Here is a 25687-nt window from a genome sequence, read left to right on the forward strand (position 1 = left end):
TGCCGTTTGGGGAAGTGCGAGGGAATGTGTGCTCGTCGCCAGCCCCTGAGGGCCCGTCAGTCGGACGTGCACGTCTGGTCATACAACAAGGAGGACCAGCTCTGACGTTTCAGGCAGGTTGCCCATGTGCAGTTCGCATGACGCTCGTGCAGGGCCTTGAGCTAGCTGCTCAAGTTTGAAACTGCCACTGCCATCGCCCGGCGGTTAGCCGGGCAGGGCAGAAGCTTTGCGTAGAACGTCTGTATTAGTACAGACGAACGGCGCGGCGCTGTTCGCGCTGAACTTTCTTGGCGTGACGCTTAACAGCAGCAGCTGCTTTGCGCTTACGCTCGGCGGTCGGCTTCTCGTAAAACTCGCGGCTACGAACTTCAGCCAGTACACCGGCTTTTTCGCAGGAGCGCTTGAAACGACGCAGAGCTACGTCGAAGGGTTCGTTCTCTTTAACTTTGACGGCTGGCATCCAGGGCTACCTTAATTCATTACCGGGGTAGACGTGCTCCTGGCAAAACAAAGGTGTGCTGGAGAACGTCGGTTTTCAAGGGTTGCGGATGTTAACCCTTAGCAAGCCGGAATGCAAAGCCTCTGATCGAAAACCGCTGGTCGGCATCCAACACGGGGACTATCATGCGCGGCTTCGAATTCAGCCCCCACAAGGGACGAACCCATGCTAGTACTGGGATTGGAAACATCCTGCGACGAAACTGGCGTCGCATTATACGACAGCGAGCGCGGTTTGTTGGCCGACGCGCTGTTCAGCCAGATCGACCTGCACCGCGTGTTCGGCGGTGTGGTGCCGGAGCTTGCCTCGCGTGACCACGTCAAGCGCATGCTGCCGCTCATCCGCCAGGTGCTGGACGAGGCCGGCTGCGTCGCCACCGAGATCGACGCCATCGCCTACACCGCGGGCCCTGGCCTGGTCGGTGCCCTGCTGGTGGGGGCCTCCTGCGCCCAGGCGCTGGCCTTTGCCTGGGACATTCCGGCTATTGGCGTACACCACATGGAAGGCCACCTGCTGGCACCCATGCTGGAAGAAAACCCTCCGGAGTTTCCGTTCGTCGCTTTGTTGGTTTCCGGTGGCCACACCCAGCTGGTGCGGGTCGATGGTATCGGTCACTACGAGCTGCTGGGCGAGAGCCTGGACGACGCTGCCGGCGAAGCGTTCGACAAGACCGCCAAGCTGATCGGCCTGAACTACCCCGGTGGCCCGGAAATCGCCCGCCTGGCCGAGCGCGGCGTGCCCGGCCGCTTCGTGTTCCCGCGGCCGATGACCGACCGCCCGGGCCTGGAGTTCAGCTTCAGCGGCCTGAAAACCTTTGCCCTGAATACCTGGCAGCAGTGCCGCGATGCCGGCGACGACAGTGAGCAAACCCGTTGCGACCTGTCCCTGGCATTCCAGCAGGCGGTGGTGGAGACTTTGACCATCAAGTGCAAGCGGGCGTTGAAGCAGACCGGCCTCAAGCGCCTGGTCATTGCCGGTGGCGTCAGCGCCAACAAGGCCCTGCGTGCGTCCCTCGAGGACATGCTCGGCAGCATCAAGGGCAACGTGTACTACGCGCGTCCGCAGTTCTGCACCGACAACGGCGCAATGATTGCCTATGCCGGCTGCCAGCGGTTGTTGGCCGGGCAGCAGCAGGACCTGGCAATCAGCGTGCAGGCACGCTGGCCAATGGAGCAGCTGCCGCCGGTTTGAGCGTTAGAAGTGCCGTTCACGGCCCGCGAACAGGTCGCGCAGGTTGCTGCGGTGGCGCCATACGATCATCGCCGTCAGTACGGTTATCGGTAGCAGGGCCTCTGGCTCGCGCCAGGCCAGCAATGGCAGGGTCAGGGGTGTGGCGATCAGCGCCGCCAGCGAACTGGTGCGGGTGAGGTAGAAGGTCAGCAGCCAGGCGCCAATGGCCAGCAGCGCGGCCGGGAAGTACAGGGCCATGAGCATGCCGGCGGCTGTTGCCACGCCCTTGCCGCCCTGGAAGCGGAAGTACAGCGGGAACAGGTGGCCCAGCACTGCGCACACGCCAACCCAGGCCTGCGCGTGCAGGTCCAGCCCGGTACCGCGGGCGAGCAATACCGGCAACAGGCCCTTGCACAGGTCGCCAAGCAGGGTCAGGATCGCCAGTTTACGGCCTGCCAGGCGTAGCATGTTGGTGGCGCCGGCATTGCCTGAACCGCTGGAACGCGGGTCCGGGCTGCCTGTAAGGCGGCTGAGGACGATGGCGAAGGACAGCGAGCCGAGCAGGTAGGCGAGCAACGCCAGTAACCAAAACATGCTAACTATTCCGGGCGAGGACGCCCTGATTCTAACGGCGCCAGTCGCCCTTGTCGTGCTGTGGAGAGAAGTGCTTGGACAGAGTGTTCATCGAAGGCCTGGAAGTCGATACCGTTATCGGTGCCTATGACTGGGAGCGGGATATTCGCCAGTGCTTGCGCCTGGACCTGAGCTTTGCCTGGGACAACCGCCCGGCTGCGGCCGGTGACGACCTGAACCTGGCGCTGGACTATGCCAGTGTATCGGCGCGCATCCAGGCGTTTGCCGAACAGGCCCGTTTCGAGCTGGTGGAAACCTTCGCCGAGCGCCTGGTGGCGACGTTGATGGAGGAGTTCCACATCCCATGGGTGCGGTTGAAGCTGACCAAGCCAGGTGCGGTGCCGGCGGCCCGTGGTGGTGTTGGCGTGGAGATCGAGCGCGGATGTCTCTGAGCACGGTTTACCTGGGCCTTGGCAGCAATGTCGACCGCGAGGTGCACTTGTGCGCCGGGCTCGATGCGTTGGCGGGCATCCTGACCGACATGCGCTGTTCGCCGGCGTTCGAAAGCCAGGCGGTGGGGATCAAGAGCGGGCCGTTCATCAACTTCGTGGTGACCGGGCAGACCGCGTTGCCGTTGATCGAACTGGACCGCCGGTTGAAGTTCATCGAGGCCGACAATGGCCGCTATGCGCCGGACCGCAAGGGGCTGCCGCTGGATATCGATGTGCTGATGTATGACGACTTGAACGGCACCTTCGATGGGCTGGTGTTGCCTCGTGCCGAGATCCTGAAGAACGCCTTTGTGCTGTGGCCGCTGTCGCTGCTGGCGCCCGAGTTGTTGCATCCGGGGGTAGGCAAGACAATGGCGCAGTTGTGGCAGGAGGCGCGGATTGATCAGGTGTTGGCTCCGGTTGCCTTCGAGTGGCGGGGGCTGCAGCTGACTCCAGCATGAGCCTGTACTGGCCCTTTCGCGGCTAAAGCCGCTCCCACAGGTTTAGGTGCGAGGTTCAGAAAATGCGCGGTTCCTGTGGGAGCGGCTTTAGCCGCGAAAGGGCCGGTATGTTCAACCGAGCTTGTAAGCCTCGAGCGCTTTCAGCCGCTCACTTTTGAGCGCTTCACCCAAGCCCTGGCCAGTCAGCCCTGCCTGCACCAACGGCTTCACATCCACTGCCCGCGCCGCCGCTGCTGCCCCTCGCAGATAGTCGGCCTGTGGATAAACCGATTTGCCCTCGCCCAGTGCTGTCATCTCGCAAACGATCAGGAAGTCCTCGAATCGCTGCGGCCGTCGATACACATCGAACTGGTGCAACAACTCCAGCACTGCCGTGGCAGGCAACTCCGGCGCCTGGCCAGCTTTCGCCAGGCACTCACCGGTCAGCAACGCCAGTTCCTGGCATTCCCGCGGCGCCTTGAGGCGCTGGTTAACCGCCTTGATCGAGGCGGGGGGCAGCGTGTGCAACAGGCAGGCCCAGCGCACGTGCAGAGCCTGTTCGTGCAGCGCGGCCTGCTCCAGCGCTGCCAGGCCTTGGGTATCGTCATCGAGCTCAGGCAGCAGCTCTGGCAAGGCCCCGCAAACGCGCAGCACCTGGAAGAACACCTGCGGCTGCGCCTCCATCAGCGCGCGCTCGATTTCTTTCCAGCTGCGCTCGGCGGTCAGTGCCTGCAACTCGCCCGAGGCACTGATCAGGCGCATCAACTCCAGGGTCTGGTCGGCAACCCTGAAACCCAGCGGTGCATAGCGGGCAGCAAAGCGCGCGACACGCAGCACGCGCAATGGATCTTCGGCGAATGCCGGGGAAACATGCCGCAAAAGGCGCTGATCGAGATCTTGCTGACCGTTGTACGGGTCATAAACCGTGCCGGCTTCATCCTCGGCCATTGCATTGATCGTGAGGTCGCGGCGGATCAGGTCTTCTTCCAAGGTCACATCTGGGCTGGCGTGAAACGTGAACCCGCCGTAGCCGCGGCCGCTCTTGCGTTCGGTACGCGCCAGGGCGTATTCCTCGCCAGTTTTCGGGTGCAGGAACACCGGGAAATCAGCCCCGACCGGGCGATAACCTTTGGCAAGCATTTCTTCGACGCTAGCGCCGACCACCAGCCAGTCGATATCGCTGACAGGGCGGCCGAGCAGGCGGTCGCGTACCGCGCCGCCGACTTTGTAGATGTGCATGTGCAACTCTCCATAACTGCCGACAGGATAACCCGTCGGCAGCCATGGGGTAGCATCAGAGGTGGTGGATGACCGCCAGGTCCATGCGCCCGTAATCGGCGTTTTCGCCGTGCTCGCCGCGTGGTGGCATATGGTGCGTCTTCATCACCTGCTCGCCCTGGACGGTCTCCAGATGGATGTCGAAGCCCCACAGGCGGTGCAGGTGCTTGAGCACTTCCTCGGTCGAGTCGCCCAGCGGTTTGCGGTTGTGTTGCTGGTGACGCAAGGTCAGCGAGCGGTCACCGCGGCGGTCGACGCTCCAGATCTGTACGTTTGGCTCGCGGTTGCCCAGGTTGTACTGCGCCGCCAGTAGTTCGCGAATGGTCCGGTAGCCGGCCTCGTCGTGGATGGCAGGTACATACAGGTCGTCGCGCTGGTCGTCATCGAGGATGCTGAACAGCTTGAGATCGCGCATGACCTTTGGCGACAGGTACTGCAGGATGAAGCTCTCGTCCTTGAAGCTGCTCATGGCGAACTTGATGGTAGAAAGCCAGTCACTGCCGGCAATGTCGGGGAACCAGCGGCGATCTTCTTCGGTCGGGTTTTCGCACATGCGGCGGATGTCGGTGTACATCGCAAAGCCCAGTGCGTAGGGGTTGATGCCGTTGTAGTAGGGGCTGTCGAAGCCGGGCTGGAACACTACGCTGGTGTGCGACTGCAGGAACTCCATCATGAAGCCTTCGGTGATAAGCCCCTCGTCATACAGGTCGTTCATCAGCGTGTAGTGCCAGAATGTCGCCCAGCCTTCGTTCATCACCTGGGTCTGGCGCTGCGGGTAGAAATACTGGGCGATCTTGCGCACGATGCGCACCACTTCACGCTGCCAGGGCTCCAGCAGCGGGGCGTTCTTCTCGATGAAATAGAGGATGTTTTCCTGCGGTTCGGCGGGGAAGCGCGCATCATCTCGATCGTTACCCTTGTCGGCGCTCTTCGGAATGGTTCGCCACAGGTCATTGATCTGCCGCTGCAGGTGTTCCTCGCGCTCCTTCTGCCGCCGCCGCTCCTCTTCGGCGGAAATCGGATAAGGCCGCTTGTAACGGTCGACACCGTAGTTCATCAGGGCATGACAGGAGTCGATCAGGTCTTCCACGGCATCGATGCCATGGCGCTCTTCGCACTGGGCGATGTACTGCTTGGCGAACACCAGGTAGTCAATGATCGAGCTGGCGTCGGTCCAGGTGCGGAACAGGTAGTTGCCCTTGAAGAAACTGTTATGGCCGTAGCAGGCATGGGCGATCACCAGTGCCTGCATGCACATGGTGTTTTCTTCCATCAGGTAGGCGATGCACGGGTCGGAGTTGATCACGATCTCGTAGGCCAGGCCCATCTGGCCACGGCTGTAGGACTTCTCCGTGCTGAGGAACTGCTTGCCGTAGGACCAATGGTGATAACCCAGCGGCATGCCGACCGAGGCATAGGCGTCCATCATCTGCTCGGCGGTAATCACCTCGATCTGGTTGGGGTAGGTGTCCAGGGCGTAACGCTCGGCCAGGCGGCTGATTTCCCGGTCGTAGGTCTGGATCAGTTCGAACGTCCACTCGGACCCGGTGGAAATAGGTTGGCGTCTCTGTGCTCTGGCGGTCATGTGGCTAACCTGCGCTGGAAGAGTTCACGGAAGACCGGGTAGATATCGCCGGCCGATACCAACTGCTGCTGGGCGAACGTGTCGGGGAAGGCTTCGCCTATGCGCTCGTATTCGTACCACAGCGCCTGGTGTTCACGAGGAGTGATTTCAACGTAAGTGTAGTACTGCACATGCGGCATGATCTGCTTGGCCAGGATGTCGCGGCAGATCGGCGAGTCGTCGTTCCAATTGTCGCCGTCGGAAGCCTGGGCGGCGTAGATGTTCCAGTCGCTGGCCGGGTAGCGTTCGGCCATGACCTCCTGCATCAGCTTCAGCGCGCTGGAAACGATGGTGCCGCCGGTTTCCCGCGAATAGAAGAATTCTTCCTCGTCGACTTCACGGGCGCTGGTGTGGTGGCGGATGAATACCACTTCGATGCGGTCGTAGTTTCGCTTGAGGAACAGGTACAGCAGGATGAAAAAGCGCTTGGCGATGTCCTTGGTGGCCTGGGTCATCGAGCCGGACACGTCCATCAGACAGAACATCACCGCCTTGGAGCTGGGGTTGGGTTGCTTGACCAGCAGGTTGTACTTGAGGTCGAAAGTGTCGAGGAAGGGCAGGCGATTGATACGTGCCTTCAGGCGTTCGATCTCGTGTTCGACTTCCTGGATATCGGTGAAATTATCCGGTTCCTCAACCTTCAGGCGGGCGAGTTCCTTCTGCGCTTCGCGCAGCAGTGCGCGGCTGCTGCCGGTCAGGGCGATGCGCCGGGCATGGGCCGAACGCAGGGTGCGCACGATGTTGATGCGTGACGGGTTGCCTTCGTTGGCGATACCGGCGCGCACGGTCTTGAAGGTGTCGGCCCCGGTCAGGTGACGTTTGACCAGGTTGGGCAGCTCGAGGTCCTCGAACATGAACTCGAGGAATTCTTCCTGGGTGATCTGGAAGACGAAGTCGTCCATGCCCTCGCCGGAATTGCCGGCCTTGCCACGGCCGCCGCCACCGCCGCCACCCTGTGGCCTGGGGATGTGTTCACCGGCGGTGAATTCCTTGTTGCCTGGGTGCACGATGGTCTGCTTGCCCCCGCGACCATGGTGCAGCACCGGTTCGTCGATGTCGCGCCCCGGGATGCTGATCTGCTCGCCATGTTCCATGTCCATGATGGAACGGCGGCTTACCGCCTCTTCGACGGCTTTCTTGATATGTTCGCGGTACCGCCGCAGGAAGCGCTGGCGGTTCACCGTGCTCTTGTTCTTGCCGTTCAGGCGTCGATCTATAACGTAGCTCATGGTCCCTCCGGTAGCTGGGAACAGCTGCACGCTTCAAGCTACGAGCTGCTGCAAGCAATGGCAGCAAAGCAGCTGCCGCCGCCCAGGGCTGGCATAGCAGCCCTGGGCGCGCGGTGGGTAGCTTGTCGCTTTATTGCGATTTCCTGACCCGCAGGTACCATTCCGACAGCAGACGAACCTGTTTGTCGGTGTAGCCACGCTCCACCATGCGCGTGACGAAGTCGTTGTGTTTCTGTTGGTCCTCCTTGCTTGCCTTGGCGTTGAAGCTGATGACCGGCAGCAGGTCCTCGGTGTTGGAGAACATTTTCTTCTCGATCACCACCCGCAGCTTTTCGTAGCTCAGCCAGCTCGGATTCTTGCCGTTGTTGTTGGCACGGGCACGCAGCACGAAGTTGACGATTTCGTTGCGGAAATCTTTCGGGTTGCTGATGCCGGCCGGCTTCTCGATCTTCTCCAGTTCTTCGTTGAGAGCGATACGGTTGAGAATTTCGCCGGTTTCCGGATCGCGGTATTCCTGGTCCTGGATCCAGAAATCGGCGTACAGCACGTAGCGGTCGAAAATGTTCTGGCCGTATTCGCTGTAGGACTCCAGGTAGGCGGTCTGGATTTCCTTGCCGATGAACTCGATGTAGCGTGGGGCCAGGTACTCCTTCAGGTAGCGCAGGTAGCGTTCGCGCACTTCGGCCGGGAACTGTTCCTGCTCGATCTGCTGCTCCAGCACATACAGCAGGTGCACCGGGTTGGCGGCCACTTCATGCGGGTCGAAGTTGAACACCTTGGACAGGATCTTGAACGCAAAGCGGGTCGACAGGCCGTTCATGCCTTCGTCGACGCCGGCGGAATCGCGGTACTCCTGGATCGACTTGGCCTTCGGATCGGTGTCCTTGAGGTTTTCCCCGTCGTACACCCGCATCTTCGAATAGATGTTGGAGTTTTCCGGCTCTTTCAGGCGCGACAGCACGGTGAACTGGGCGAGCATCTTCAGCGTGTCTGGCGCGCAGTGGGCCTTGGCCAGCGAGCTGTTGATCAGTAGCTTGTCGTAGATCTTGATTTCGTCGCTGACGCGCAGGCAGTACGGCACCTTGACGATGTAGATCCGGTCGATGAACGCCTCGTTGTTCTTGTTGTTGCGGAAGGTGTGCCACTCCGATTCGTTGGAGTGGGCCAGCAAGATCCCGGAGTAGGGGATGGCGCCGAGGCCTTCGGTACTGTTGTAGTTGCCTTCCTGGGTGGCAGTGAGCAGCGGGTGCAGGACCTTGATCGGGGCCTTGAACATCTCGACGAATTCCATCAGGCCCTGGTTGGCCCGGCACAGCGCACCCGAATAGGCATAGGCGTCGGCGTCGTTCTGCGGGAATTCTTCGAGCTTGCGGATATCGACCTTGCCGACCAGGGCCGAAATGTCCTGGTTGTTCTCGTCGCCGGGTTCGGTCTTGGCGATGGCGATCTGGTTGAGAATCGACGGGTACAGTTTCACCACCTTGAACTTGCTGATGTCGCCGCCGAACTCCTGCAGGCGTTTGGTGGCCCAGGGCGACATGATGGTGTTCAGGTAGCGCCGCGGGATGCCGAACTCTTCCTCGAGAATGGCCCCGTCTTCGGTGGCGTTGAACAGCCCCAGGGGCGACTCGAATACCGGCGAGCCCTTGATGGCGTAAAACGGTACCTTTTCCATCAGCTGCTTGAGTTTTTCGGCCAGCGACGACTTGCCGCCGCCCACCGGGCCCAGCAGGTAGAGGATCTGTTTCTTTTCCTCCAGGCCTTGAGCGGCGTGGCGGAAGTAGGACACGATCTGGTCGATGCACTCTTCCATGCCATGGAAGTCGGCAAAGGCCGGATAGCGGCGGATAACCTTGTTGGAGAAGATTCGCGACAGTCTGGAGTTGGTTGAGGTGTCGATCAGCTCCGGCTCACCGATGGCCAGCAACAGCCGTTCGGCCGCCGATGCGTAGGCACTGCGATCCTCTTTGCACAGCTCGAGGTACTCCTGCAGCGAGAGTTCTTCCTGGCGCGTAGACTCGAAACGTTGTTGGAAGTGGCTAAAAATACTCATGACGTCACCTCGCTCGATACGTGGAGACGACGCCGGATCAGTCAGCTGATGCTGGCATGCAACCGGGTTTGCCGGCTGCTGTATACCCCCCAGAACACCCTGTAACGCTACCGATGACCCGCACGCCGGTGTACCGGCTCTCCCCTTTTTCTGGATGGCCTGCGCTTAAGAATAGTTGGTTATCCGCAAGGTCAAGGGCGAGGGGCGGAGAAGTTGCGAACGACCGTTCGTCAGATAAGCCGCAAGCCCGCACGGGGCGCGGGCTGCAGTAAAAATGAAAAAATTATTCGGCAGTGCCTTGGGCAGTCTCGGCCGGGTAAGTGGCGCGCCACAGCTCAAAGCCGCCGTCGACGCTGTATACGTCCGAGAAGCCCTGGTTCACCAGATAGGCCGCGGCGCTCTGGCTGGAATTGCCGTGATAGCACACCACCAGGGTCGGGGCATCAAGGTCGGCATTGCGGATGAACTCGGCGACCGAATGGTTATCCAGATGCTTGGCACCGGTGATGTGGCCGGCGGCAAAGGCCTGCGGGTCGCGAATGTCGACGACTACCGCACCTTGCGCGCGCAGGGCCAGGGCCTGATCGGGAGGGATGCGCTTGAATTCGCTCATGGGTACGGCTTCCTTCAGTTTTGATCGTTCAGTGTAGGCGTTTGGCTGGGGAGGCGTAAGTTGCCGTCGTCGCTGCAGTCACAGCGGTGGTATTCGCCGCTGTCGACGTTGTACAGGGTCATGGCACCGCCCCACACGCAACCGGTGTCCAGGGCAATGATGCCAGGCTCGTCGACCTGCCCTTGCAGGGCGGCCCAGTGGCCAAAGATGATTTTCACGTGGCGTGAGCGGCGACCCTTGTGTGCATACCACGGCTTGTAGCCTTTGGGGGCGGTATCCAGGCCTTCCTTGCTCTTGAGGTCGAGCTTGCCCTCGGCGGTGCAGAAGCGCATGCGCGTGAGGTAGTTGGTGATGACCCGCAGGCGCTCGATACCGCTGAGGTTCTTGCTCCACTTGTTCGGCTCGTTGCCGTACATGCCGTCCAGGTACAGTTTCAGGCGCTCGTCGTCGCGCAGCACTTCCTCGACCTCGGCGGCCAGCTCCAGGGCTTTGCCCAAGGTCCATTGCGGTGGAATGCCGGCGTGAACCAGGGCAATGCCACGAGGTTCGTCGTAATGCAGCAGTTTTTGCTGGCGCAGCCAGTCGAACAGCTGGTCGGCGTCCGGCGCTTCGATGATTTCGCGCAGTGTGTCGCTTTTCTTCAGGCGTTCGACATTGTGCCAGGCGGCCAGCAGGTGCAGGTCATGGTTGCCCAGCACGCACACCAGCGACTGGCGGATCGAATAAAGGAAGCGCAGGGTTTCCAGCGACTCGGGGCCGCGGTTGACCAGGTCACCGACCAGCCATAGACGATCGACGGCGGGGTTGAATTTGACCCGTTCGAGCAGGCACTTGAGTGGTTGCAGGCAGCCCTGCAGGTCACCGACGGCGTAGGTAGCCATCAGTGCAGCGCCCCGGGCACCGCCAGGCGGAAGGGGGCGATCTCGGCATCGAAGCGTTTGCCGTCTTCGGCGAACATCTGGTAGCTGCCCTGCATGGTGCCCACGCGGGTGCTGATGACCGCGCCGCTGCTATAGGTATGGCTCTGGCCTGGGTCGATATTGGGCTGCTGGCCGACCACGCCGGCGCCACGCACCTCCTCGACCTCACCGTCACCGTTGGTGATCAGCCAGTGGCGCGACAGCAGCTTGGCCTTGAGCGAGCCATTGTTCTGCACGGTGATGGTGTAGGCGAAAGCGAAACGACTGTTTTCGGGGTCGGATTGTTCTTTGAGGTAGCGGGTCACGACGCTGACGTCGATCTGATAGCGGGGGTCGGACATGCAAGGGCCTTGGGCGAACTGACGCAATAATGCAGTCTAGGCCATTGGGAGGGGGGAGGGCCAGCGCCATCCTGATCGGCTGGCGCGGTCAGTTGTAGGAGCGGCCTTGTGTCGCGAAAGGGCCGCTGAGCGGCCCCGGCGATATCTGCAGCGAGGCTGAAAGTCTGGGGCCGCTGTGCGGCCCTTTCGCGACACAAGGCCGCTCCTACAAGGGACCACACAGATTTCAAGGATTGTGCAATTCCTGTGGGAGCGGGATTACCCGCGAAGAGGCCGGTACAGGCGAATCAGGCTTGCTGATCGGCCAACTGGTCAGCCAGGCGCACGAATGCGGCCAGGTCCAGCTGTTCAGGGCGCAGGCTGCCGTCCACGCCGGCAGCTTCGATGGCCGCACTGTCGAGCAGCCCTTTCATGGTGTTGCGCAGGGTCTTGCGGCGCTGGTTGAAGGCTTCGCGTACCACCTGCTCCAGCAGTTTTGCATCTTTGGCCGGGTGTGGCAGCACTTCGTGCGGCACCAGGCGGACGATGGCCGAGTCCACTTTCGGCGGCGGGTTGAAGGCGCCGGGGCCAACGTTGAACAGGTGCTCGACCCGGCAGTGGTACTGCACCATGATCGACAAACGCCCCCAGTCACCACCACCCGGGCCGGCGGCCATGCGCTCGACCACTTCCTTCTGCAACATGAAGTGCATGTCGCGGATCAGCCCGGCATGGCTGAGCAGGTGGAAGATCAGTGGGGTGGAGATGTTGTAGGGCAGGTTGCCCACCACCTTGAGGCTGCGCGGTGGCACGCCCAGCTGGTTGAAGTCGAACTTCAGGGCGTCGCCCTGGTGCAGGCGGAAATTGCTGCGGTCGGCGAACTTGTGCTGCAGGATCGGCACCAGGTCCTTGTCCAGTTCCACCACGTCCAGCTGTGCCCCGCTGCCCAGCAGGCCTTCTGTCAGGGCGCCCTGGCCGGGGCCGATTTCCAGCAGATGTTCGCCGGACTTGGCATTGATGGCACGCAGGATGCGGTCGATGATGCCGGCGTCGTGCAGGAAGTTCTGGCCGAAGCGCTTGCGCGCCCGGTGTTGGTATTGCTCGTTCATGGTCGGTTCTCGGCCATCTGGTAGGCGGTTTCCAGCGCGACGCGCAGGCTGCCGGTGTCGACCTTGCCGGTGCCGGCCAGGTCCAGGGCGGTGCCGTGGTCTACCGACGTGCGGATGATCGGCAGGCCCAGGGTAACGTTGACCGCAGCGCCGAAGCCTTTGTACTTGAGTACGGGCAGGCCCTGGTCGTGGTACATCGCCAGCACCGCATCGCAGTGCTCCAGATATTTGGGGGTAAACAGGGTATCGGCCGGCAGCGGCCCGCGCAGGTCCATGCCTTCGGTGCGCAGGCGGGCCAGTGTCGGCTCGATGATGTCGATTTCTTCGCGGCCCAGATGGCCACCCTCGCCCGCGTGCGGGTTGAGGCCGCACACCAGGATGCGCGGGTTGGCAATGCCGAACTTGTCGCGCATGTCGGCATGCAGGATACGGGTTACACGCTCGACGCGTTCGGCAGTGATGGCGTCGGCAATGTCGCGCAGCGGCAGGTGCGTGGTTACCAGGGCCACGCGCAGGCCCCGGGTAGCCAGCATCATCACCACTTGCGCGGTGTGGGTCAGTTCGGCAAGGAATTCGGTATGCCCGGAGAAGGCGATACCGCTTTCGTTGATCACGCCCTTGTGTACCGGGGCGGTGATCATCCCGGCGAAATGCCCGTCCAGGCAACCTTGCCCGGCACGGGTCAGGGTTTCCAGCACGAACGACGCATTGGCCTTGTCGAGCTGGCCTGGCACTACCGGGGCCGCCAGAGCGGTATCCCAGACGTACAGGCTACCCGCTGGTGCCGGCTGCTCGGGCCATTGGCCCGGCGCTACCGGCAGCAGGTTGACGGCCAGCCCCAGCTGCGTGGCCCGCTCGGCGAGCAGGTCACGGCTGGTGATGGCGATCAGGGGGTGGGGCTGGGCGTCTGCGGCGAGCAGCAGGCACAGGTCGGGGCCTATGCCGGCCGGCTCGCCGGGGGTGACGGCGAAGCGCAGGGGCTTCACTGGGCGGCCTGGTCAGCGCCAGGCAGCTTGATTTCAACGTAGGCTTCGTCGCGGATCTGGCGCAGCCAGGTCTGCAGCTCTTCGTCGTACTTGCGGTTGCGCAGTACGTTCATGGCCTGTTGCTCACGCGCCTGCTCGGTGCTGTCGGTGGCGCGACGGCCCAGCACTTCCAGGACATGCCAGCCGTACTGGGTCTTGAACGGACGGGTGACTTCGCCTTGGGCGGCGTTGGCCATCTGCTCGCGGAACTCCGGTACCAGGCTGTTCGGGTCAACCCAGTTGAGGTCACCGCCGTTGAGCGCCGAACCCGGGTCTTCCGAGAAGCTCTTGGCCAACTCGCCGAAGTCTTCGCCGTTCTTGATGCGCTCGTACAGGCGCTCAGCCAGTTGCTCGGTGGCCGCCTCGCTGCGGATTTCGCTCGGCTTGATCAGGATGTGGCGCACGTGCACTTCGTCACGCAGCACGTTCTCGCTGCCACCGCGCTTCTCTTCCAGTTTGAGGATGATGAAGCCGTTGGGGATGCGGATCGGCTGGGTGATTTCACCTACCGGCATGCTGCTGAGCATCTTGGCGAAGTCCGGTGGCAGCTGGCCGGCTTTACGCCAACCCATTTCGCCGCCTTCCAGGGCGTTCTCGCTGGCCGAGTTGGCAATCGCCATCTGGCCGAAGTCAGCGCCTTGCTTGAGCTGCTGGTAGACATCGCCGACCTTGCGCGCAGCCTTCTGGATGTCGTCCGAGTTGGCCGCTTCCGGGGTTGGGATGAGGATGTTGGCCAGACGGTACTCTTCCGACATCTGCATCTTGCCCAGGTCCGAGTTGAGGAAGTTCTTCACTTCCTGCTCGGAGACCTGGATGCGCTCGGCCACACGGCGCTGGCGCACGCGGCTGATGATCATCTCGCGCTTGATCTGCTCGCGGGCGTCGTCGAACGACATGCCGTCACGGGCCAGGGCGGCGCGGAACTGCTCCAGCGACATGCCGTTGCGCTGGGCAATGGTGCCCATGGCCTGGTTCAGTTCCTCGTCGGTGATGCGGATGCCGGAGCGCTCGCCGATCTGCAGCTGCAGGTTCTCGACGATCAGGCGTTCCAGTACCTGCTGGTCCAGCGCACCGGCAGGCGGCATGCCGCCGCCGCGCTTGGCGATGGTTTGCTGGACCTCGCGGACACGCTGGTCCAGCTGGCTTTGCATGACCACGTCGTTGTCGACGATGGCCACCACGCGATCAAGAGGTTGCACCGCGGCATGCACCGCGCCACTCAGCAATGCAACGCCCAGCAACGCCGGGCGCAGTCGATCAATAAGCTTGGTCTTCACGTTCACGATAACCTTGAATGCCTTGGTCGAGGAAAGATTCGACCTTGTTGCCGACTACACCACCGAGGCCTTTCAGGACGATCTGAAGGAAGATGCCGTGGTCGCCTTTTTCGTTTGCCGGAAGGGCTTGGCTGAAGTCGTCGTAATCGATCCAGTAGCGGTTAATCAGGCGCAGCTTCCAGCAGCAGTTGTCGTACTCGAAACCGCCCATGGCTTCCAGGGTGCGGTTGCGGTTGTAGTCATGCTGCCAGCGAGCGATGACGCTCCACTGCGGGACGATCGGCCAGATGACCGAGAAGTCATGCTGCTGGATCTTGTAGTAGTCCTTGATGTAGTTCTCGCTGCCTGGGACGCCATAGTCGCCACCGCCCACTTTCCAGGTACCGGTCGTGGAGTCGTAGGAGATGGTGTCGTTTCGGTAGCGATAACCGAGGTTGACCACTTTGTTCGGGTTGTCTTCAGGCTGGTAGTGGAACATCGCGCTACCCGAGCGGGTGCTGCGGCTGTCCGGGTCCCAGTTGAAGTCCGAATTGAAGCGCCAGTCGCGGTTGAAGAAGTAGTTGTACACCAGGGCGTACGGGGACACGTCGGACTGCGAGTCCGCGCGCTCTTTGTAATTGATGCCTGGCAGCTGGACCTTGCGATCCTTGAAGTAGTAAGCCTGACCGATACTGAAGTTCTGACGCTCGAAACCGTTTTCTTCGATCCAGCGGGTGGTCACGCCCAGCGACAGCTTGTTCTCGTCACCGATACGGTCGGTGCCGCTGAAGCGGTTGTCGCGGAACAGCGAATCGTAGCTGAACAGGGTTTCACCCGAGTCGAACAGCGGGATGTCCTTCTGGTCCTTGTATGGGACGTAGAGGTAGAACAGACGCGGCTCGAGGGTTTGCTTGTAGTCGGTGCCGAACAGCGACGTTTTACGGTCGAAGTACAGGCCGCTGTCGACGCTGAAGATCGGGACGTCGCGGTTCAGCGAGCTGTTATAGCTGCCGTACGCTGGGTTGGCCGATTGCGCGATAGCCTGGGTTTTGCCCTGGCTGTCCAAATCCAGATCGTAGTGGGTATACGCATACTTCAGCTTGGGGGTCAGGAAGCCGTAGCTGGCTTCCATCGGCAGGCTGATCGACGGTGCAACGTTGAAACGGTTGCCGTTGGCGCGAGCGATGCCACTGACGTTCTGGTCCAGGCGACGACCAGGCGCACCAGCCGAGGTGTCTGGAAGCCCGTCTTCATTCAATACGAAGTCGTCTTTCAGGTCACGATCGAAACGGACTGCCTCGGTTTCGTAGGCAATATTGAGCCCACCCGGCTCGTACGGCAGTTTGCCATTGAAGGTAATCTGCGGCAGACGGTCATACGGCGTGATCTTCGAGATGGTCGCCATCTCGTAGGCATGCACGTTCAACCGCGCGGTGTAGTTGTCACCACGATAGGTCAGTGCACCCTGCTGGTTCAGCAGGTCCTGGGTTTCAACACCAATCTGGTCGGATTCCAGGTCCTGGAAGTAGAACGGGTCGCTGATGTCGGTGTAATCCACCTCGGTCATCAACCGCTCGTTCAACCCGCCTTTGTGCTGCCAGTTGGTCATCCAGCGCTGTTCTTTGTAGTCAGTCTGGTCTTTGCGGTCGTCGTTCTTGTCGTTGAGGTACGCAGCACCGAACTGGCCTTCGCTGGAAGGCGTCAGGTAGCGGAACTCGCCTTCCATCAGCAGGCCGCGCTTGGTCATGTAGCGCGGGTACAACGTGGCATCGTAGTTCGGTGCCAGGTTGAAGTAGTACGGCGTGACCAGCATGAAGCCGGTATCGCTGGTGCTGCTGAACGATGGCGGCAGGAAGCCGGACTGGCGACGGTCGTCGATCGGGAAGTAGATGTACGGTGTGTAGAACACCGGGAAATCCTTGACCCGCAGCGTGACGTTGGTCGCGGTACCGAAACCGGTGGCCGGGTTCAGGGTGATGTTGTTGCCCTTCAGCTGCCAGGCGTTGCTGCCCGGTTCGCAGGTGGTGTACGTACCGTCCTTGAGGCGGATGATGGCGTTCTCGCCACGCTTGGCGTACAGGGCACTGCCGCGGATGTGCGACTTGTGCATCACGTATTCGGCGTTGTCGACCTGGGCTTCGCCCGTGTCGAGCTGGATCTGTGCCTCGTCACCGACCACCAGCGAACCGTTGTCACGGATCTTGACGTTGCCCTTGAGCTCGCCACGGTTTTCGGTCTGGTAGAGGTTGGCCTCGTCGGCCTCGGCCTGCATGCTGCCTTGGCGCATTACCACATCACCGGCGAGGGTAGCGATCTGCTGCTCCTGCTGGTACTTGGATACCTTGGCGTTGATGTAGGTCGGCGACTCGTCCTTCGGCGTGGTGTCGGCCATGCCTGGGCGGGTTGGCTCGATGTACGCGCCACCGCAGTACGGGCCGGTTTCGGCCAGCTGTGCGGCGGTGAGCTTTTCACGCGGAACCCAGTCCAGGTGGCTGTAGTCTTCGCTACGCGACTTCAGGCCACGGCCTTTGGCCTCGGTGACCAGCATAGGCCGGTCCGCGGTTTCGCCTTCGCTTGCGGCTTCGGTGCCGGTGCTGACAGCAGCACCCTCGTGCACCGGGCGCGGCGGCAGGTTGTTGGCTGGGGTCTTGGGCTTGCAGTCCCAACCACCGGAGGCGGACACTTGGCAGTCAAACTGTTCGGCTGCCACCACGTAAGACGTGGCCAGAGGTTGCAGGGCCAGCAGACCGCCGGTTACCAGCAACGGAAACTTTCTACGAAACGCGGGGGATTTCAATGCCATCTTATTAGTCCGGGCTTCCTGCGTGCCATCTGCCCGCGTGTGGGGCCGCACGCCTCTCGATGGTCTGAAAAAGATGCTGGATAATAAAGCATGACCCGCTTGACGGCTAGGGCCGTCGGAGACCCTTGTAATGCCTGAACACGATGTACGCCTGCAACAACTGACGGTCTGGCTCGATGAGCAGCTCAATGATCTTTTCCGGAAAAACGCCTGGGGCGATGTCCCCGCAGGCAGCCTGACCGCGGCCAGCAGCGATGCCAGCTTCCGTCGTTATTTCCGCTGGCAGGGCGCCGGCCACAGCTTCGTGATCATGGATGCGCCACCGCCGCAGGAAAACTGCCGACCGTTCGTCGCCATCGACCACCTGCTGGCCAGCGCCGACGTGCACGTGCCGCTGATCCACGCCCAGGACCTGGAGCGTGGCTTCCTGCTGCTGGGTGACCTGGGCCACCAGACATACCTTGATATCATTGATGCAGACAACGCCGACGGCCTGTTCGCCGATGCCATCGACGCGCTGCTGGCGTTCCAGCGCCTGCCGATGGACGCACCGTTGCCCAGCTACGACGATGCGCTGCTGCGCCGTGAAGTCGAACTATTCCCCGAGTGGTACGTGGGTCGTGAGCTTGGCCTGGCCTTCAGCGATGCCCAGAAAGCCACCTGGCAACGAGTCAGTCAGCTGCTGATCGACAGCGCGCTGGCCCAGCCCAAGGTGCTGGTGCACCGCGACTACATGCCGCGCAACCTGATGCAGAGCACACCCAACCCAGGCGTGCTGGACTTCCAGGATGCCGTATATGGCCCTGTCACCTACGACATCACCTGCCTGTTCAAGGACGCCTTCCTCAGCTGGCCGCAGGCGCGGGTCGAAGGCTGGCTGCGCGACTACTGGCAGAAGGCACAGGCTGCCGGCATCCCGGTGCAGGCCGACTTCGAGGCGTTCCAGCGTGCCAGTGACCTGATGGGTGTGCAGCGCCACCTGAAGGTGATCGGTATTTTCGCCCGTATCTGCCACCGCGACGGCAAACCCCGTTACCTGGGCGACGTGCCGCGCTTCTTCGCCTATATAGAAGAAGTGATCAGCCGCCGGCCCGAATTGGCGGAGCTGGGTGAGCTGATTGCCGAGTTGCAGGCCGGAGCGCGTGCATGAAGGCAATGATTTTGGCTGCGGGCAAAGGCGAGCGCATGCGCCCGCTGACTCTGCACACCCCTAAACCGCTGGTCCCGGTCGCCGGTCAGCCACTGATCGAGTACCACCTGCGGGCCCTGGCTGCAGCAGGCGTGACCGAGGTGGTGATCAACCACGCCTGGCTCGGCCAGCAGATCGAGGACCACCTGGGTGACGGCAGCCGTTTCGGCTTGAGCATCCGCTATTCGCCCGAAGGCGAGCCGCTGGAAACCGGCGGTGGCATCTTCAAGGCCCTGCCATTGCTGGGTGATGCGCCGTTTCTGCTGGTGAACGGCGATGTCTGGACCGACTACGACTTCGCGCGACTGCTGGCCCCACTGCAAGGCCTGGCCCACCTGGTGCTGGTCGATAACCCTGGCCATCACGGCCGTGGCGACTTCCGCCTGGTGGGCGAGCGGGTGGTCGATGGTGACGATGCGCCTGGCACGCTGACCTTCAGCGGCCTTTCGGTGCTGCACCCGGCGCTGTTCGAAGGCTGCCAGCCTGGCGCCTTCAAGCTGGCGCCGTTGCTGCGCCAGGCCATGGCTGCGGGGCAGGTCAGTGGTGAGCACTACCGTGGGCACTGGGTGGATGTCGGTACGCTCGAACGCCTGGCCGAGGCCGAGCGCCTGATCGGCGAGCGCGCCTGACATGTGGTGGCCAAGCACGGTGATTGGTGCCGGTGCCGGCTTTGCGGTTGCCAGCATTCCCGGGGCCTTGCTCGGCGCGTTGCTTGGGCAGGCCATGGACCGCCGCCTGCGTTTGCAGGGCTGGGAGGACATGCGTGAGCGCCTTGGCGGGCGCCCGGCCTTGCAGGATGACGAGTTGCTGTTCGTGATGCTCGGCCGCCTGGCCAAGTGCGATGGCCGGGTGGGCGAGCAGCATATCCAGCAGGCGCGTCAGGAGATGGTGCGCCTGGACCTGGCCGAAGCGGCCCGGCTGCGCGCGATTGCCGCGTTCAACCGTGGCAAGGCGGGCAAGGACCGGCTGGGTGGGCACCTACGGCGCATTCGCCAGCAGCCGCATGCGGCCGAGGGCACCCTGCGTGCCTGTTGGCGCATGGTCTGGGCCGACGGCAAGATGGGCAACAAGGAGCGAGAACTGCTGCTGGACTGGGGGCAGAAACTGGGCCTGAGCCGGCGGCAGGTACAGGCCATGTCGCTGGAGTACGAGCCACGCAAGGCGGCGGTTCCGGAAGGGGTCGCCATGACCTATGCGGCGGCCTTGCGCTTGCTGGCGGTAGAGGCGGATACCGATGGCGACAAGGTCAAGCAGGCGTATCGTCGGCTGGTCAGCCGGCACCACCCGGACAAGCTGGCGGGCACTGGTGCCAGCGAGGCGCAGGTGCGTGAAGCGACCGAGCGGACCCGTGAGCTGCATCAGGCTTATGCCATGATCCGCAAGCGGCGGGGGCTTTGATGGCCTGCGCGGTAGCTGTAGGAGCGGCCTTGTGTCGCGATGGGGCGCGTAGCGGCCCCAAGTAGTCAGCTTCCCAACAGATACCGCTGGGGCCGCTTTGCGGCCCATCGCGACACAAGGCCGCTCCTACAGGCTCATCCACCCCCGCACCCGGCGGAACAGTTGCTCTTGCTCGGCCGCCTTGTTCCCCGGCATGGCAATCAGCGACAACTGCCGGTACTGGCTGTCCTTCTGCCGCTTGCTGGCCTGCAGGCGCTGCGCGGCTGCATTGCGGTCCGCGCTGCGGGTGGCGTAGTAGATGTCGGCAGTCGGCACTTTCAAGGTCGGCGCCAGGCTTTCCAGGTCATGCTCCACCCGCGCTGGCGTCTGCGCGGCGACCATCACCAGTTTCTGCACCTGCGGTGGCTGTTTCTCGCTCAGGTAGCGGGCCGCCCAATATGCGCCGCTGCCATGGCCAATCAGCACGATGCTGCGGGCGTTGTGCTGCTGGGCAAAGGCCACCGCAGCATCCAGTCGGGCAAAAACGCGCTCGGCATCGGCCGGGTCGGTTTGCTCGCTGGCCTGTTTGGCGTCAGTGCTCTCTGCGGTGTCTGCATCGGCTGCCGTAGCCTGGGCGACGTTGGCATTGGCATCGGCCGGCACATCCTTGGCCGGGGCGCTTTCGCCCTTGTCTGGCTCCGGCTCGGCAGCCGGCTTGGCCTCGACCCGCGCCTGCGGGCTGTCGGCCAGCAGGTCGGGCAGGCTGATGCTCAGGCTGTGCCAGCCGACATCGGGGAACTTCTGCCGCAGCGGGCCGACCGCGTTTGGCCAGTCAGCTGTTTCGCCAGCCCCCGGGACGATGATGACCGCCCCCTGTGGATCGCTGTCGTTGGCCGGCTTCCACAGGGCCAGGAAGCTGTCAGCGCCGGCTTGCAGCGTCTGCTGTTCGGCCTTGGGCACCAGCCGCTCGAGCGCCTGGGCATCCTCCTGGCTACGCTCCAGCAGCGGTGGGCGAGGGGCTTGGACAGCGGGTGCCTCGGTGCTGGTGGATGGTTTTTCGGCATCGGCGGCCAGGGCGCCGATTGGAAGGATCGAGGCCAGGCAGCACATTGCCAGCGTCGTGCGATAAAGTGTGGACATGAGTCAACCCAGGGCCAGAATGATACCGGCAGCCTAATAGTATTTGCCCGTGACGGCCATGCTGCATGGCCGCTTTGCCAAGACGAGCGTGTAGATGAAGCGAGTGCGTCGCCTGTTGGTTATCGGCTGCTTGTGGCTGCCCTTGATTGCATTAGCCAGGCCCGAGGCCGTGCCCACGGTTGCCCTGGAACCTGCCCAGCAGCAATGGCTGGATACACACCGCAGCCTGCGTGTCGGCCTGGTGTTGCAGGCGCCTTACGCTCAGTTCGACCGGCGCCTGCAGCAGCTGTACGGGGCCAATGTGGAACTGGTGAGCAGCCTGGCGCGGGCGCTGCGACTGGACCTTACCTGGCGCAACTTCGCTGACCAGGCCAGCCTCGAGCATGCCCTGCAGGCCGGTGAAATCGACTTTGCCCCGGGGCTTACCCAGACCCCCGCCAGCCTGCGTCTGTGGCTGTTCAGCGACCCGTACATGCGCGTGCCGCAACTGGTGGTGGGGCCGCGCACCGGGAACATGGCCGTGGAACTGGAAACGCTCGAGGCCGAGCAGCGGGTGGCGGTGCGCATGCCCAGCCAACTGGCGGACTACCTGCGCGGCAACTACGGCAACCTCAACCTGCAAGGGGTGCCCAACGAGCGCGAGGCCCTGCAACTGGTGGTGGGCGGCCAGGCCAGTTTCGCGGTGCTGGATGAAGCCCAGCTCAGCCGCCTGTCGCGCGAAAGCGAGTTCGGCGAGCTGGCTGTGGTCGGCGATATCGGCCTGCCGCAACTGTTGCGTATCGGTTCGAGGCGCGACTGGCCGCTGCTGGCCGATGTGCTCGAGCGTGGCCTGCAGGCGCTGCCGGCCAAGGAGCTGGAGCAACTGCACCAGCGTTGGCTGCAGCCAAAGTACCCACGTCTGAGTGAGTCGACGGGTTTCTGGCAGAACCTGGCCTTGCTGTCCGCCATGCTGCTGTTGTGCGCGCTGGCCACCCTGGTGTGGCAACGTCGGCAGCAGCGCCAGCTGGAGCGCAGCCTGCTGGCGACGCGCGAAAGCCTGGTGGAGCGGCAAGTGCGTGAAGAAGCATTGCGCCTGAGCCAATTCGCCATCGACCAGAGCACTGTGGGTATCCTCTGGGTCAACTGGGACAGCCACGTACGCTACGCCAACCATGCCGCCGAACGCATGCTGGGCTACGGCGAAGGCGCGCTGCTGGAGCGGCCGCTGAGCGACTTTGAACCCAGCCTGACCATGGACCGCTGGCTGGAGCTGTGGAAGGGCGCGCGCACCGGTGCGGGCGGTGTCGGCCAGTTCGAAACGCAGTGCCGGCGGGCTGACCACAGCCTGCTGCCGGTCGAGCTGTCGCTGAGCTTTCTGCGCTTTCGTGACTCCGAATACCTGGTGGTGTACCTCGCCGATGTCACCGAGCGCCACCGCGCCCTGGCGGCCCTGCGCGAAAGCGAGGCGCGGCTCAAGGGCATTGCCGGCAACGTGCCGGGGCTGGTGTTCCGCCTGGAGCGCGACCCGGCTGAGGGCGACCTGGAATTCCCTTACATCAGCGAGGGCAGCGAGGCCTTGGTAGGCTATTCGCCCAGCGAGATCCAGCACCCGCAGATGGGCCTGCGCAATCTGGTACATCCCGACGACCGCGCCGATTACCACCGGGTACAGGACCTGGCCCTGGCCAGCGACCAGGACTGGTCCTGGCAAGGGCGCATCCTCACCCGCCAGGGTGAGCAGCGCTGGGCCGACATCAAGGCCAGTACCCGGCGCCTGGGCAATGGCCAGGTAGTGTGGGACGGAGTGGTGTGGGATATCACCCAGGGCAAGCGGGCCGAGCTGGCGCTGGCCAAGTCCCAGGAGCAGTTGCGCGAACTGTCGGCCCACCTGGAGAGCGTGCGTGAAGAGGAAAAGGCCCGCATCGCCCGGGAAGTGCACGATGAACTGGGGCAGATGTTGACTGTGCTCAAGCTGGAGGTGTCGATGTGCGAGCTGGCCTTCGCCGAGCTGGACCCGGGCTTGAACGAGCGGCTGGCCAGCATGAAGCGCCTGATCGCCCAACTGTTCCAGTTGGTACGCGACGTGGCCACCGCTCTGCGTCCGCCGATTCTCGATGCCGGCATCGCTTCGGCGATCGAATGGCAGGCGCGGCGTTTTGAAACACGCACGCAAATCCCCTGCCTGGTGCAAGTACCGGATAATCTGCCAGCATTGAGCGACGCCAAGGCCACCGGGCTGTTCCGTATTCTCCAGGAGGCGCTGACCAACGTGATGCGCCATGCCCAGGCGCACAGCGTGGAAATCGAACTGGTGCGTGAGCACGGGCAATTGCGCATGACTGTCAGCGACGATGGCCAGGGCTTTTGCCGCGACCAGCCCCGGCCCACCTCGTTCGGCCTGGTAGGGGTGCGTGAGCGGGTGCTGATGCTGGGCGGCAGCATGGCGCTGGACAGTGAACCGGGCGAAGGCACCAGCCTGAGCGTAGCCATACCGTTGGAGTAGGAGAGCGATCGTGATTCGAGTGTTGGTGGCCGAAGACCACACCATTGTCCGTGAGGGCATCAAGCAGTTGATTGGCCTGGCCAAGGACATGCAGGTGGCGGGGGAGGCCGGTAACGGCGAGCAGTTGCTGGAAACCTTGCGCCATACGCCGTGCGAGGTGGTACTGCTGGATATCTCGATGCCGGGTGTGAATGGCCTGGAGGCTATCCCACGGATTCGCGCGCTGCACGACGCCCCGGCGATCCTGATGCTGTCGATGCACGATGAAGCGCAGATGGCGGCGCGGGCGCTGAAGGCCGGGGCGGCGGGCTATGCCACCAAGGACAGCGACCCGGCGCTGTTGCTGACCGCGATTCGCCGGGTTGCCGCTGGCGGGCGCTATATCGACCCGGCGTTGGCCGACCGTATGGTCTTCGAGGTGGGCCTTACCGAGTCGAGGCCGTTGCACACGCTGCTGTCGGAGCGGGAGTTTTCGGTGTTCGAACGCCTGGCCCAGGGCGCCAACGTCAACGACATCGCCCAGCAGCTGGCGCTGTCGAGCAAGACCATCAGCACCCACAAGGCGCGCCTGATGCAGAAGCTGAAAGTGAACTCGCTGGCGGAGCTGGTGAAGTACGCCATGGAGCACAAGCTGGTCTGATTGCGACATGCACTTCCTGCGCCTGCAACGTGTCCCCTGTGGGAGCGGGTTCACCCGCGAAAGGGCCCGACCTGCCATGCGCGGTGCCTGGGCCGGCCTCTTCGCGGGTGAACCCGCTCCCACAGGGGGCGCCGCAGGCCTGAGGGGAGGCATTCCAAACCCGCCATCTTTGTAGGGGAATCCCTACAACAAATCTTCCATCCGGATGATGGCATTCTCTCAGCACCCCCGATTTTCCGGCGCTTGCCGCTTGTCTAGTCTTTGTCTACGCAGTCATCCAACAAGAAGGTGCAGGCATGAGCGAGGCGAAGTCGAACGCTGCAACCAGCGAAACGCTGGTCAGCTTCCGTGGTGTGCAGAAGAGCTACGACGGCGAGTCGCTGATCGTCAAAAACCTCAACCTGGATATTCGCAAGGGCGAGTTCCTTACCCTGCTTGGCCCGTCCGGCTCGGGCAAGACCACCAGCCTGATGATGCTGGCCGGCTTCGAAACCCCCACCGCCGGTGAAATCCAGTTGGCCGGGCGTTCTATCAACAACGTGCCGCCGCACAAGCGCGACATCGGCATGGTGTTCCAGAACTACGCGCTGTTCCCGCACATGACCGTGGCCGAGAACCTGGCCTTTCCGCTGACCGTGCGCAACCTGAGCAAGACCGACATCAGTGAGCGGGTCAAGCGGGTGCTGAACATGGTCCAGCTCGACGCCTTCGCCAAGCGTTACCCCGGCCAGCTGTCAGGCGGCCAGCAGCAGCGTGTGGCCCTGGCCCGGGCACTGGTGTTCGAGCCGCAGCTGGTGCTGATGGACGAACCGCTGGGCGCGCTGGACAAGCAGCTGCGCGAGCACATGCAGATGGAGATCAAGCACATCCACCAGCGCCTGGGCGTGACCGTGGTGTACGTGACCCATGACCAGGGCGAAGCGCTGACCATGTCCGACCGGGTGGCCGTGTTCCACCAGGGCGAAATCCAGCAGATCGCCGACCCGCGCACGCTGTATGAAGAACCCTGCAACACCTTTGTCGCCAACTTCATCGGCGAGAACAACCGCATCAACGGCACCTTGCTCGCCAGTGACGGCAAGCGCTGCCAGGTGCAGTTGCCGCGCGGCGAGCGGGTCGAGGCGCTGGCGGTGAATGTCGGCCAGGCCGGCGAGCCGGTGACCCTGTCGATCCGCCCGGAGCGCGTGCGCCTGAACGGCCATAGCGAAAGCTGCGTGAACCGCTTCTCGGGCCGGGTGGCCGAATTCATTTACCTGGGTGACCACGTGCGGGTGCGCCTGGAAGTTTGCGGCAAGGGCGACTTCTTCGTGAAACAGCCGATTGCCGAACTCGACCCGGCCCTGGCCGTGGGCGATGTGGTACCGCTGGGCTGGGAGGTGGAGCACGCCCGCGCGCTCGATCCGATTGCCGAAGCCCATTGATGGATTGCTTCACCAACCCTGTACTGTGGAGAGAA

23 protein-coding genes are annotated in these 25687 nt (G+C 62.9%); 9 read left to right on the forward strand and 14 right to left on the reverse strand.

The genetic code is table 11. From position 1 onward, the window contains the following. Positions 1 to 244: 244 nt before the first annotated feature. The gene (gene rpsU, locus R9B85_RS14570; protein WP_003255575.1) at positions 245 to 460 is read right to left on the reverse strand and encodes a 30S ribosomal protein S21; all 216 of its coding nucleotides are present in this window, start codon (positions 458 to 460) and stop codon (positions 245 to 247) included. Positions 461 to 664: 204 nt separating this feature from the next. On the opposite strand from rpsU, the gene tsaD reads away from it, so the two are divergent. Further along, entirely contained in the window at positions 665 to 1690 is a 1026-nt protein-coding gene (tsaD, locus tag R9B85_RS14575; RefSeq protein WP_112251526.1) for a tRNA (adenosine(37)-N6)-threonylcarbamoyltransferase complex transferase subunit TsaD, read from the forward strand. Positions 1691 to 1693: 3 nt separating this feature from the next. Here the strand turns inward: tsaD and plsY are convergent, their stop codons facing one another. Further along, positions 1694 to 2263, reverse strand: coding sequence for a glycerol-3-phosphate 1-O-acyltransferase PlsY (plsY, locus tag R9B85_RS14580; RefSeq protein WP_112251528.1), 570 nt, complete (start codon positions 2261 to 2263; stop codon positions 1694 to 1696). 74 nt (positions 2264 to 2337) lie between these two features. Between plsY and folB the strand changes: the two genes are divergently transcribed. Both folB and folK read left to right on the forward strand, forming a co-directional pair. Then, on the forward strand, positions 2338 to 2694 hold the full coding sequence (gene folB, locus R9B85_RS14585; protein WP_004375185.1) for a dihydroneopterin aldolase: 357 nt from the start codon (positions 2338 to 2340) through the stop codon (positions 2692 to 2694). After that, positions 2685 to 3194 carry a 2-amino-4-hydroxy-6-hydroxymethyldihydropteridine diphosphokinase gene (folK, locus tag R9B85_RS14590; RefSeq protein WP_112251532.1) on the forward strand — a complete coding sequence of 170 codons (510 nt, stop codon included), beginning with the start codon at positions 2685 to 2687 and terminating at the stop codon, positions 3192 to 3194. The genes folB and folK overlap by 10 nt, the downstream gene beginning before the upstream one ends. Positions 3195 to 3305: 111 nt before the next feature. Here folK and R9B85_RS14595 read toward each other — a convergent pair whose 3' ends face one another. The 11 genes from R9B85_RS14595 to R9B85_RS14645 all read right to left on the reverse strand — a co-directional run bounded on the left by R9B85_RS14595 (position 3306) and on the right by R9B85_RS14645 (position 17403). Next, the gene (locus R9B85_RS14595; protein ID WP_112251534.1) at positions 3306 to 4412 is read right to left on the reverse strand and encodes a multifunctional CCA addition/repair protein; all 1107 of its coding nucleotides are present in this window, start codon (positions 4410 to 4412) and stop codon (positions 3306 to 3308) included. Between the two features lie 55 nt (positions 4413 to 4467). Continuing rightward, complete coding sequence (locus R9B85_RS14600; RefSeq protein WP_112251536.1) at positions 4468 to 6036, reverse strand: SpoVR family protein; 1569 nt, start codon at positions 6034 to 6036, stop codon at positions 4468 to 4470. Continuing rightward, positions 6033 to 7304 carry a YeaH/YhbH family protein gene (locus R9B85_RS14605; RefSeq protein ID WP_112251538.1) on the reverse strand — a complete coding sequence of 424 codons (1272 nt, stop codon included), beginning with the start codon at positions 7302 to 7304 and terminating at the stop codon, positions 6033 to 6035. The genes R9B85_RS14600 and R9B85_RS14605 overlap by 4 nt, the downstream gene beginning before the upstream one ends. 130 nt (positions 7305 to 7434) lie before the next feature. Further along, positions 7435 to 9357, reverse strand: coding sequence for a PrkA family serine protein kinase (locus tag R9B85_RS14610; protein WP_133970054.1), 1923 nt, complete (start codon positions 9355 to 9357; stop codon positions 7435 to 7437). Between the two features lie 283 nt (positions 9358 to 9640). Further along, the gene (gene glpE / locus R9B85_RS14615) at positions 9641 to 9970 is read right to left on the reverse strand and encodes a thiosulfate sulfurtransferase GlpE (protein WP_112251542.1); all 330 of its coding nucleotides are present in this window, start codon (positions 9968 to 9970) and stop codon (positions 9641 to 9643) included. A 14-nt stretch (positions 9971 to 9984) separates the two neighbouring features. Next, entirely contained in the window at positions 9985 to 10851 is an 867-nt protein-coding gene (locus tag R9B85_RS14620; RefSeq protein WP_423770328.1) for a symmetrical bis(5'-nucleosyl)-tetraphosphatase, read from the reverse strand. Beyond that, the gene (gene apaG / locus R9B85_RS14625; protein ID WP_012270198.1) at positions 10851 to 11231 is read right to left on the reverse strand and encodes a Co2+/Mg2+ efflux protein ApaG; all 381 of its coding nucleotides are present in this window, start codon (positions 11229 to 11231) and stop codon (positions 10851 to 10853) included. The genes R9B85_RS14620 and apaG overlap by 1 nt, the downstream gene beginning before the upstream one ends. Before the next feature lie 287 nt (positions 11232 to 11518). Continuing rightward, positions 11519 to 12319, reverse strand: a complete 801-nt coding sequence (gene rsmA / locus R9B85_RS14630; RefSeq protein WP_423770329.1) for a 16S rRNA (adenine(1518)-N(6)/adenine(1519)-N(6))-dimethyltransferase RsmA — start codon at positions 12317 to 12319, stop codon at positions 11519 to 11521. Then, positions 12316 to 13305: a 4-hydroxythreonine-4-phosphate dehydrogenase PdxA gene (gene pdxA, locus R9B85_RS14635; RefSeq protein ID WP_112251548.1), complete on the reverse strand. Its 990-nt coding sequence runs from the start codon at positions 13303 to 13305 to the stop codon at positions 12316 to 12318. The genes rsmA and pdxA overlap by 4 nt, the downstream gene beginning before the upstream one ends. Continuing rightward, a complete protein-coding gene (gene surA / locus R9B85_RS14640) occupies positions 13302 to 14621 on the reverse strand; it encodes a peptidylprolyl isomerase SurA (RefSeq protein ID WP_215521059.1) in 1320 nt (439 codons plus the stop codon). Before surA ends, pdxA begins: the two co-directional genes overlap by 4 nt. Next, complete coding sequence (locus R9B85_RS14645; RefSeq protein WP_423770330.1) at positions 14602 to 17403, reverse strand: LPS-assembly protein LptD; 2802 nt, start codon at positions 17401 to 17403, stop codon at positions 14602 to 14604. The genes surA and R9B85_RS14645 overlap by 20 nt, the downstream gene beginning before the upstream one ends. A 130-nt stretch (positions 17404 to 17533) precedes the next feature. Between R9B85_RS14645 and R9B85_RS14650 the strand changes: the two genes are divergently transcribed. Genes R9B85_RS14650 through R9B85_RS14660 form a run of 3 tightly spaced genes read left to right on the forward strand, consistent with a single transcriptional unit; the run spans position 17534 to position 19990 of the window. Continuing rightward, positions 17534 to 18553, forward strand: coding sequence for an aminoglycoside phosphotransferase family protein (locus tag R9B85_RS14650; RefSeq protein ID WP_112251554.1), 1020 nt, complete (start codon positions 17534 to 17536; stop codon positions 18551 to 18553). Beyond that, positions 18550 to 19221 (forward strand): N-acetylmuramate alpha-1-phosphate uridylyltransferase MurU, encoded by a 672-nt coding sequence (gene murU, locus R9B85_RS14655; RefSeq protein WP_112251556.1) that lies wholly within the window; start codon positions 18550 to 18552, stop codon positions 19219 to 19221. Before R9B85_RS14650 ends, murU begins: the two co-directional genes overlap by 4 nt. A gap of 1 nt (position 19222) precedes the next feature. After that, on the forward strand, positions 19223 to 19990 hold the full coding sequence (locus R9B85_RS14660) for a TerB family tellurite resistance protein (RefSeq protein WP_112251558.1): 768 nt from the start codon (positions 19223 to 19225) through the stop codon (positions 19988 to 19990). A gap of 126 nt (positions 19991 to 20116) precedes the next feature. Here R9B85_RS14660 and R9B85_RS14665 read toward each other — a convergent pair whose 3' ends face one another. Next, a complete protein-coding gene (locus R9B85_RS14665; protein WP_112251561.1) occupies positions 20117 to 21109 on the reverse strand; it encodes an alpha/beta hydrolase family protein in 993 nt (330 codons plus the stop codon). 94 nt (positions 21110 to 21203) lie between these two features. Here R9B85_RS14665 and R9B85_RS14670 point away from each other — a divergent pair, with 94 nt between their 5' ends. The 3 genes from R9B85_RS14670 to R9B85_RS14680 all read left to right on the forward strand — a co-directional run bounded on the left by R9B85_RS14670 (position 21204) and on the right by R9B85_RS14680 (position 25652). Next, the gene (locus R9B85_RS14670; protein WP_215521061.1) at positions 21204 to 23591 is read left to right on the forward strand and encodes a PAS domain-containing sensor histidine kinase; all 2388 of its coding nucleotides are present in this window, start codon (positions 21204 to 21206) and stop codon (positions 23589 to 23591) included. 7 nt (positions 23592 to 23598) lie between these two features. Continuing rightward, positions 23599 to 24231, forward strand: coding sequence for a response regulator (locus tag R9B85_RS14675; RefSeq protein WP_170929296.1), 633 nt, complete (start codon positions 23599 to 23601; stop codon positions 24229 to 24231). A 296-nt stretch (positions 24232 to 24527) separates the two neighbouring features. Next, positions 24528 to 25652, forward strand: coding sequence for an ABC transporter ATP-binding protein (locus tag R9B85_RS14680; protein ID WP_112251565.1), 1125 nt, complete (start codon positions 24528 to 24530; stop codon positions 25650 to 25652). Positions 25653 to 25687 lie beyond the last annotated feature (35 nt).

The sequence above is a fragment of the Pseudomonas sp. NLJ1 genome, from assembly GCF_049486705.1.
GTDB lineage: Bacteria > Pseudomonadota > Gammaproteobacteria > Pseudomonadales > Pseudomonadaceae > Aquipseudomonas > Aquipseudomonas inefficax.

What these genes read in the sequence shown, in the direction of transcription:
- R9B85_RS14660 (WP_112251558.1), top strand. Translation starts at nt 19,223, where the DNA reads ATGTGGTGGCCAAGCACGGTGATTGGTGCCGGTGCCGGCTTTGCGGTT.
- apaG (WP_012270198.1), bottom strand. Translation starts at nt 11,231, where the DNA reads ATGTCCGACCCCCGCTATCAGATCGACGTCAGCGTCGTGACCCGCTAC.
- glpE (WP_112251542.1), bottom strand. Translation starts at nt 9,970, where the DNA reads ATGAGCGAATTCAAGCGCATCCCTCCCGATCAGGCCCTGGCCCTGCGC.
- R9B85_RS14650 (WP_112251554.1), top strand. Translation starts at nt 17,534, where the DNA reads ATGCCTGAACACGATGTACGCCTGCAACAACTGACGGTCTGGCTCGAT.
- folK (WP_112251532.1), top strand. Translation starts at nt 2,685, where the DNA reads ATGTCTCTGAGCACGGTTTACCTGGGCCTTGGCAGCAATGTCGACCGC.
- plsY (WP_112251528.1), bottom strand. Translation starts at nt 2,263, where the DNA reads ATGTTTTGGTTACTGGCGTTGCTCGCCTACCTGCTCGGCTCGCTGTCC.
- R9B85_RS14610 (WP_133970054.1), bottom strand. Translation starts at nt 9,357, where the DNA reads ATGAGTATTTTTAGCCACTTCCAACAACGTTTCGAGTCTACGCGCCAG.
- R9B85_RS14605 (WP_112251538.1), bottom strand. Translation starts at nt 7,304, where the DNA reads ATGAGCTACGTTATAGATCGACGCCTGAACGGCAAGAACAAGAGCACG.
- R9B85_RS14620 (WP_423770328.1), bottom strand. Translation starts at nt 10,851, where the DNA reads ATGGCTACCTACGCCGTCGGTGACCTGCAGGGCTGCCTGCAACCACTC.
- R9B85_RS14595 (WP_112251534.1), bottom strand. Translation starts at nt 4,412, where the DNA reads ATGCACATCTACAAAGTCGGCGGCGCGGTACGCGACCGCCTGCTCGGC.
- R9B85_RS14645 (WP_423770330.1), bottom strand. Translation starts at nt 17,403, where the DNA reads ATGGCATTGAAATCCCCCGCGTTTCGTAGAAAGTTTCCGTTGCTGGTA.
- rsmA (WP_423770329.1), bottom strand. Translation starts at nt 12,319, where the DNA reads ATGAACGAGCAATACCAACACCGGGCGCGCAAGCGCTTCGGCCAGAAC.
- R9B85_RS14665 (WP_112251561.1), bottom strand. Translation starts at nt 21,109, where the DNA reads ATGTCCACACTTTATCGCACGACGCTGGCAATGTGCTGCCTGGCCTCG.
- murU (WP_112251556.1), top strand. Translation starts at nt 18,550, where the DNA reads ATGAAGGCAATGATTTTGGCTGCGGGCAAAGGCGAGCGCATGCGCCCG.
- R9B85_RS14670 (WP_215521061.1), top strand. Translation starts at nt 21,204, where the DNA reads ATGAAGCGAGTGCGTCGCCTGTTGGTTATCGGCTGCTTGTGGCTGCCC.
- rpsU (WP_003255575.1), bottom strand. Translation starts at nt 460, where the DNA reads ATGCCAGCCGTCAAAGTTAAAGAGAACGAACCCTTCGACGTAGCTCTG.
- R9B85_RS14600 (WP_112251536.1), bottom strand. Translation starts at nt 6,036, where the DNA reads ATGACCGCCAGAGCACAGAGACGCCAACCTATTTCCACCGGGTCCGAG.
- tsaD (WP_112251526.1), top strand. Translation starts at nt 665, where the DNA reads ATGCTAGTACTGGGATTGGAAACATCCTGCGACGAAACTGGCGTCGCA.
- R9B85_RS14680 (WP_112251565.1), top strand. Translation starts at nt 24,528, where the DNA reads ATGAGCGAGGCGAAGTCGAACGCTGCAACCAGCGAAACGCTGGTCAGC.